The sequence below is a fragment of the Segnochrobactrum spirostomi genome (assembly GCF_009600605.1).
GTDB classification, from domain to species: domain Bacteria; phylum Pseudomonadota; class Alphaproteobacteria; order Rhizobiales; family Segnochrobactraceae; genus Segnochrobactrum; species Segnochrobactrum spirostomi.
Map to the genome: position 1 here is coordinate 1,758,635 of NZ_VWNA01000001.1, position 6,366 is coordinate 1,765,000.

General features: G+C 62.0%; 3 protein-coding genes, 1 tRNA gene, 2 rRNA genes and 1 pseudogene (1 of these 7 running past the window's edge). 2 read left to right on the forward strand and 5 right to left on the reverse strand.

Going from position 1 to position 6,366, the window contains the following annotated elements:
- Nucleotides 1-4 precede the first annotated feature (4 nt).
- The gene (locus F0357_RS07870; protein ID WP_153479830.1) at nucleotides 5-1,126 is read left to right on the forward strand and encodes a branched-chain amino acid ABC transporter permease; all 1,122 of its coding nucleotides are present in this window, start codon (nucleotides 5-7) and stop codon (nucleotides 1,124-1,126) included.
- Between the two features lie 250 nt (nucleotides 1,127-1,376).
- Here the strand turns inward: F0357_RS07870 and F0357_RS24450 are convergent.
- Nucleotides 1,377-1,748 (reverse strand): annotated as a pseudogene (locus F0357_RS24450) (tryptophan 2,3-dioxygenase family protein); the annotation flags it as partial.
- A 149-nt stretch (nucleotides 1,749-1,897) separates the two neighbouring features.
- Between F0357_RS24450 and F0357_RS07880 the strand changes: the two are divergent.
- Nucleotides 1,898-2,374: an Lrp/AsnC family transcriptional regulator gene (locus F0357_RS07880; protein WP_246161405.1), complete on the forward strand. Its 477-nt coding sequence runs from the start codon at nucleotides 1,898-1,900 to the stop codon at nucleotides 2,372-2,374.
- 29 nt (nucleotides 2,375-2,403) lie between these two features.
- Here F0357_RS07880 and F0357_RS25165 read toward each other — a convergent pair whose 3' ends face one another.
- From F0357_RS25165 to F0357_RS07900, 4 genes are all read right to left on the reverse strand, one after another.
- Nucleotides 2,404-2,874, reverse strand: coding sequence for a DUF3291 domain-containing protein (locus tag F0357_RS25165; RefSeq protein WP_208948259.1), 471 nt, complete (start codon nucleotides 2,872-2,874; stop codon nucleotides 2,404-2,406).
- A gap of 686 nt (nucleotides 2,875-3,560) precedes the next feature.
- Nucleotides 3,561-3,637 (reverse strand) — tRNA-Met (locus F0357_RS07890).
- 42 nt (nucleotides 3,638-3,679) lie between these two features.
- Nucleotides 3,680-3,794, reverse strand: a 5S ribosomal RNA gene (rrf, locus tag F0357_RS07895).
- A gap of 89 nt (nucleotides 3,795-3,883) precedes the next feature.
- Nucleotides 3,884-6,366: ribosomal RNA gene (locus tag F0357_RS07900) — 23S ribosomal RNA — on the reverse strand (it continues 247 nt past the right edge of the window).

Genomic DNA, 6,366 nt, shown 5'->3' on the forward strand with positions numbered 1-6,366 from the left:
TTTCATGGAACTCATCGCCTACGGCGCCTTCTTCCTGACGACCGCGCTCGTCTTTTCCCTCATCACCCTCGGCCTCAACGTGCAATGGGGCCTGACCGGTCTCTTCAATGTCGGCATCGCCGGCTTCGTCGCGATCGGCGCCTACACCTCGGCGCTGCTGACGACGCCGGACGACCCCGGTCGGTTCGGCGGGCTCGATTGGCCGATCATTGCGGGCTGGCTCGCCGCGATGGTCACCGCCGGCCTCGTCGCCGCCTTGACCGGGCTCGCGACCCTTCGCCTCAAAGCGGATTATCTCGCCATTACGACCTTCGGCGTCGCCGTGGTCGTGCAACTGGTCGCGCTCAATGCCCAGAGGCTGACGGGAGGCCCCTTCGGCGTCGGCTTCATTCCGCGTCCGTTCGCGGGGTTAGCGGAACGGCCCCTTCTCTTCAACGTGGCCAATCTCGCGATTGTTGCAATGGTGGTCGCGGTCGTCTTTCTGGCTCTCGTCCGCCTTTCCGCGAGCCCGTGGGGCCGCGTCCTCAAGGCGCTCAGGGAGGACGAACGCGCCGCGATGTCCCTCGGCAAGAATGCACGCCTCTACCGGGTGCAGGCCTTCGCCCTCGGCGGCGCCGTCATGGGCCTCGCCGGGGCGGTGCAGGCCCATTTCATCGGCTTCATCGCACCGGAGAACTATCTGCCGACGCTGACCTTCCAGGTCTGGGTGATGCTCATCGTCGGCGGTTCGGGCAGCAATGTGGGCGCGCTCGTCGGCAGCCTGCTCGTGTGGGCGATCTGGGCGGGCTCGGGTGCCCTGGTCAGTGCCGTGGTGCCGACCGACCAGCAGGCGCGTGCCGCCGCGCTCCAGATCGTCGCGATCGGCGTCATGCTGTGCGTGATTCTGCTGGTCAGGCCGACCGGGCTGTTCGGGGGCCGAGGCGCCGCCGGCGCCGGACCGAGGCGGCGGGCCAAGCCGAAGCCTGAAGGCCGCCGCCATCCAACCGCACCGGGCGTCAGCCGTGCGTCTCCCGCGGCTCGTGGATCGCCTCGCGCACGACGCCGTAGGTGGCGCCCCAGGCGTCGGTCATGGCGCTGCGGATATCCCAGAGCTCCGGGAAGAAGCAATGGTGCGCGCCGGCCTTGAGGATTTCGACCGGCCGGCCCTTGAGCGACTTCGCCCCGAGTCCGATCGAGCGCTGGATCAGATAAACATGGTGGGCGCGGAATTTCTGGAACAGTTCGTCGAACTCCACCAGGGCCTCGGCGACCGCGTAGGCGGCGCCGTGATCGTAACGACCGTCATAGACATCGGCGACGCTGAGGCCCGGGGCATCGAGATAGTGCGCCTTGAAGGCGTCCCAGAGATCGTAGGGCAGCCGCAGCAGGAGCTTGAAGCCGGGGGATTCCTGGCCGCTGCCGTTGCCGAGCTGGAGACGGATCTCCTGATATTCCTTCGGCGACATGGTCTCGAGCACGTCGAGCTGGGTCGTCATCAGGCGCATCAGGCGGTGGACCCGCTCCATCAGCGTCAGGACGCGGTGGGTCTCCTGCGCTTCGAGATGGCCGATCACGTCGACGAGCGTGTAGGCCATGAGCTTCATCCAGAGCTCCTCGACCTGATGGACGATCTGGAACTGCAATTCGTCGCCGTTGACCATGTCGGCGAGGCTCTTCTGGCACGTGAGGAGCTTGTCGCACTGAAGATAGACCCCGTAATCGAGCATCTGCGGCGCTTCGATGCGGGCGTGGTATTCGCGTCGGTCCATGGCGGGTCCCCTCGGCGCCTTCGGGCGCTCGTCGATCGAGCTCCGAGAATAGACCGCGCGGCGCGGAACATTGTTTCGAGTGGGTGGTGTGAACCGCACCGCCTCAGTACGATCGCCTACCAGAGCAGCCGATGACGGAACGAATGGGCATGGATTCGATCGATCGCAAGATCATCCGCGCATTGGAGGCGGACGCGCGGCTGTCGTTCGCCGCCCTCGCCGACGCCGTCGCCCTAAGCAAGACGCCGTGCTGGGCGCGGGTGAAGGCGCTCGAGGAGGCGGGACTGATCCGGGGCTACCGCACGGACCTCGATCCGGCGCGATTGGGCCTCGCGCTGGAGGCGTTCGTCCAGGTCTCCATCGATTTCGAGTTCGCCGACGCCTTCGAGACCGCCGCGAAACGACATCCCCTCGTCCGACGCTGCCACGCGACGACGGGCGAGGCGGACTATCTCCTCGACCTCCTCGCCCCGGATATGGCGGCGCTCGACACCTTGCTGCGCCACGAGATCTGCCGTTTTCCCGGGGTGAAGCGGACGGTCACCTTCATGGCGACCCGGGAGATCAAGGCAGACGCGCCGCTCGCCGCGGCGGCGGAGGCGGCGGGCGTCACGGCGCGGGCGTGAGAGAACGGCGCGCGCGCGGCCCTCGGCGCTCAGATCCGCATGCCGCGCGTCGTCGCGGGGGCGGCGAAGCCGTGGTTCGCGTGGCTCGGGGCCGGATGGCGAAGCGGCAGGGGGCGGCCTTCGGCGCGCAGGCGCCGCGCGGCTTCGGTCCAGTCCGGCAGGCGCGCGCCCGCCTGCCTCCAATGCGCCACGCTGGCCTCGTCCGCCCATTCGGCGAGGCGGGGCATGGCGCGCCGGTGTGCGCCGCTCGTGGCGTAGGTGCGCATCGCGGCGTCGTCACGCCAGAGCGTCAGCGTCCAGAAGGCGAAATGCGCATCCCGCAGCACGGCGCCGGCGACGAAACCGTCGGCCTTGCGGATTTGAACGATCGTGCGGTGGGCGTGGAGAAAGAAGGACGGCGCGAACAGAAGCGTCCGCAGCCGGAACCGGGTGACGCTGACCGCCGTCCCGGCAGAAGCGGCCGCCGTGGATCCCGCAGACGCGATCTCGGGAACGGTCACCGGGCCACCGCGGGCGGCATCGCAGACGTGGTTTTGCGCCGCCGAACCGATGCCGCGGGCATTGAGGCGGCGAAGCGGCGCTCGTCTTGCGACGAGTCCACGAGATGAACCGCTTCTTCCACGATAGGCGTGCCGTACGGCCCGACCCGAGGGATCTGCCGAAGAATCGGGCGCCCGATTGTGTCCCTTGTCGGCACGGATAGGTCTCCGGGGATTGTGGACGGGGATCGGCTTCCGCCACGGCGCACCTCGCGCATGGGGGACAAACTAGAGCGTAGAGGTTGCCCGCCCAGGTCACCGTCGACGGAAATTCGTCGCAAGCGTCGGAGGCTGCCACCCCCCCCCCGATCCGGCGCGTTCTCGCGGCCGAGACCGGGATAGTCTGTCTCATCGTTGCGGGCGTGGTCTCCGGGGGCTGGAACGGGCTTGGCGGTGGGGCCGCCGTTCTGCCCTCTACGCCTCGGCTGCGTCGTGCGTGCGACAGATACCTGAGGCATTATGGCCGGGCATTTGCGCGCCCGATGGCGAGTTGTTTCAAGTATTCGCCGATGTGTAGTGAGCCATGATTTGGTATTTCCGGCGGTTTTTGTTCTTGTTTTGTTCTGTATGTTATTTTGGCTGGTGTAACGCAGGAAGCCCGAGGCATGTTTTGGGCATGCATCGGGCTTGTTGTGATGTTGTGTCTTTGGTTGCGGGGGCAGGATTTGAACCTGCGGCCTTCAGGTTATGAGCCTGACGAGCTACCGGGCTGCTCCACCCCGCGTGAGGTGGTGATCGTGAAGAGTGATTGTTTCGTGCTTAGCGGGCCTGGCGGCGACCTACTCTCCCGCGTCTTGAGACGAAGTACCATCGGCGCTGAGGGTTTTGACGGCCGAGTTCGGAATGGGATCGGGTTTAGTCCCCTCGCCATAGCCACCAGGCCGGCGAAGCACGAATTTTCGATAACGCTGTTTGTGTCTTTGGTCATGTCGCGCCGCGATTGGCGGCGATTGGGCATGGACTAATGAGAGCGATCAAGCCGATCGAGCTATTAGTACCGGTCCACTGAGCCTGTCACCAGGCGTACATGTCCGGCCTATCAACGTGGTCGTCTTCCACGGCTCTCGAGGGAGATCTCGTTTTGAGGTGGGTTTCCCGCTTAGATGCCTTCAGCGGTTATCCCGACCGTACATAGCTACCCTGCTGTGCCGCTGGCGCGACAACAGGTACACCAGAGGTACGTCCATCCCGGTCCTCTCGTACTAAGGACAGATCCTCTCAAATCTCCTACACCCACGGCAGATAGGGACCAAACTGTCTCACGACGTTCTGAACCCAACTCACGTACCACTTTAATCGGCGAACAGCCGAACCCTTGGGACCTGCTCCAGCCCCAGGATGTGATGAGTCGACATCGAGGTGCCAAACGATGCCGTCGATATGGACTCTTGGGCATCATCAGCCTGTTATCCCCGGAGTACCTTTTATCCGTTGAGCGATGGCCCGTCCACGTGGGACCACCGGATCACTATGGCCGACTTTCGTCTCTGCTCGACTTGTCAGTCTCGCAGTCAGGCAGGCTTATGCCATTGCACTCAACGAGCGATTTCCGACCGCTCTGAGCCCACCTTCGCGCGCCTCCGTTACGCTTTGGGAGGCGACCGCCCCAGTCAAACTACCCACCATGCACTGTCCTGGGCGCGGATGACGCGCCGCAGTTAGACATCCATATCTTCAAGGGTGGTATTTCAAGGGTGGCTCCACCAAGGCTGGCGCCCCGGCTTCAAAGCCTACCACCTATCCTACACATGACGACACGAATGCCAGTGCAAAGCTATAGTAAAGGTTCACGGGGTCTTTCCGTCTAACCGCAGGAACCCCGCATCTTCACGGGGAATTCAATTTCACTGAGTCGATGCTGGAGACAGCGGGGAAGTCGTTACGCCATTCGTGCAGGTCGGAACTTACCCGACAAGGAATTTCGCTACCTTAGGACCGTTATAGTTACGGCCGCCGTTTACCGGGGCTTCGATTCAGAGCTTGCACCCCTCCTCTTAACCTTCCGGCACCGGGCAGGCGTCAGACCCTATACGTCGTCTTTCGACTTCGCAGAGCCCTGTGTTTTTGCTAAACAGTCGCCACCCCCTGGTCTGTGCCCCTCCCCAATGGTTGCCCACCGAGGAGGCCTCCTTATCCCGAAGTTACGGAGGTAAATTGCCGAGTTCCTTCAGCATCGTTCTCTCAAGCGCCTTGGTATTCTCTACCAGTCCACCAGTGTCGGTTTCGGGTACGGTCTATAACGTGGAGGCTATTTCCTGGAACTCCGTCGCTGCCCAAGCAATCCAGTAAGCTTGAACAACTTAAGGCGTTCGTCACCATCCACAGGCTGAGGAATATTCACCTCATTCCCATCGCCTACGCCTTTCGGCCTCGGCTTAGGGGCCGGCTGACCCTGCGCAGATTAGCTTTACGCAGGAACCCTTGGACTTTCGGCGGGCGTGTCTCTCACACGCCTTTCCGTTACTCATGTCAGCATTCTCACTTCCGATACCTCCACGGGTCCTCACGGATCCCGCTTCACAGGCTTACGGAACGCTCCGCTACCGCGCATCTTGCGATGCACCCGCAGCTTCGGCGCGTGGCTTGAGCCCCGTTACATTTTCGGCGCAAGAACCCTTATTTAGACCAGTGAGCTGTTACGCTTTCTTTAAATGATGGCTGCTTCTAAGCCAACATCCTGGTTGTTTTGGGATTCTCACATCCTTTCCCACTTAGCCACGACTTAGGGGCCTTAGCTGGCGATCAGGGTTGTTTCCCTTTTCACGACGGACGTTAGCACCCGCCGTGTGTCTGCCAGATAGTACTTCTCGGTATTCGGAGTTTGGTTAGGTTTGGTAATCCTGTGGGGACCCCTAGCCCATCCAGTGCTCTACCCCCGAGAGTATAGGTCTGACGCTCTACCTAAATAGATTTCGCGGAGAACCAGCTATTACCGAGTTTGGTTGGCCTTTCACCCCTAGCCACAAGTCATCCGAGAATTTTGCAACATTCACCGGTTCGGCCCTCCAGCAAGTGTTACCTTGCCTTCAGCCTGCTCATGGCTAGATCACCCGGTTTCGGGTCTAATCCAACGAACTAAGTCGCCCTATTCGGACTCGCTTTCGCTGCGCCTACACCTACCGGCTTAAGCTTGCTCGTTAAATTAAGTCGCTGACCCATTATACAAAAGGTACGCCGTCACCATTTCAGGCTCCGACTGTTTGTAAGCATCCGGTTTCAGGTACTATTTCACTCCCCTTGTCGGGGTGCTTTTCACCTTTCCCTCACGGTACTAGTTCGCTATCGGTCGTCGAGGAGTACTTAGGCTTGGAGGGTGGTCCCCCCATGTTCAGACAGGATTTCACGTGTCCCGCCTTACTCAAGGATCCATTCCAACTCTACCCGTACGGGGCTGTCACCCATAATGCTCCCCTTTCCAGAGGATTCCGGTTCATTAAAATAGACCACTGGCCT

Coding starts and splice junctions, on each gene's coding strand:
- F0357_RS07870 (WP_153479830.1), top strand. CDS start 5: ATGGAACTCATCGCCTACGGCGCCTTCTTCCTGACGACCGCGCTCGTC.
- F0357_RS07880 (WP_246161405.1), top strand. CDS start 1,898: ATGGATTCGATCGATCGCAAGATCATCCGCGCATTGGAGGCGGACGCG.